Below are 1,082 nucleotides of genomic sequence, written 5' to 3'. Positions count from 1 at the left end.
GGCCGCGAGGACGTCGCCGGGCGCGGCCGCGCCGTCCCGGCCCTTGACGGCCACGACGAGCGCGGCGCCCGCGACGGCCGCCGCCCGGCGGGCGGCGGGCCGCGTGGGTCCGGCTGCGGGACCGGCTGCGGGACCGGCGGGGTCGAACCGGGCCAGCCCGTCGAGGAGGCGCGTCGGGCTGCCGACGGGCAGCGTCTCGTCGCCCGCGAGGACGACGACCTCGCGCCCGGCCCGGACGGCGCCCAGCGCGAGGGAGGCGGCGACCTCGACGGCCGTCTCGAGGTCGGCGGCGCGGTCGGCGGCGCGGTCGGGGCCGTCGGGGCCGTCGGGGCCGTGGTCGGGGCGCACCGCGCCGCCCGCGTCAGGACCCGGGAGCAGCACGACGAGCCGCGTCCGGCGCACGTCCTCGTCCTGCCGGACCATGAGCTGCCCGCGGTGGGCCGAGGTGCGCCAGTGCACGGCCCGCCGGTCGTCGCCGGGCACGTACTCGCGCAGCGCGTGGAAGGACTGCTGCCCCTCCGTCAGCACGCGCACGGCCACGCCCTCGAGGTCGCGCAGCGCCCCGGCCGGCGCCGCCGTCAGCGCCACCGTCCGCGGGTGCACGACGAGCTCGAGCGGCGCGGTCCAGCGCACGGTACGGCGGAGGAGCCCGAGCGCGCCGCCGCGCTCGGAGCGGACGGGCCCGACGGCGAGGACCCCGCGGCGGGCGGCGGGGACGACGAGGAGCTCCTCCCACGCCTCGCCCGCGGCGAGCGCGGGGACGCGCACCCGCGCGGTGCGGGTGCCGACGTCGAGCGTGAGGGTGTGCGGCAGGCTGCGGCCGCGCGCGGTGCTGCGCACCCGCAGGACGAGCAGCGCCCGCTCCCCCGCCCGGACCCGGTCGGCGGCGGGCCGCAGCTCCACGGCGCAGGCGGTGGGGCGCAGCACGGACGCGACGGCGAGCGCGACCAGGGCGCCGAGCCCCGTGGCGAGCGCCGCGGCCTCCGCCCAGCCGAGCCGCAGGGCGACCAGCGCCGCGAGCGCGGCGACGACGAGCACGGCGGCGCCGAGCCCGGTGACGCGCAGCCGCGCCGGGGGCACGC

1 protein-coding gene is annotated in these 1,082 nt (G+C 82.5%); it reads right to left on the bottom strand.

Going from position 1 to position 1,082, the window contains the following annotated elements:
* On the bottom strand, positions 1–1,082 hold a 1,082-nt coding region (locus EJA20_RS18500), incomplete at both ends, for a DUF58 domain-containing protein (protein ID WP_164984079.1).

The sequence above is a fragment of the Cellulomonas endophytica genome, assembly GCF_004123805.1.
GTDB classification, from domain to species: Bacteria; Actinomycetota; Actinomycetes; order Actinomycetales; family Cellulomonadaceae; genus Cellulomonas; species Cellulomonas endophytica.
This window is presented reverse-complemented; position numbering and strand designations above follow the sequence as displayed.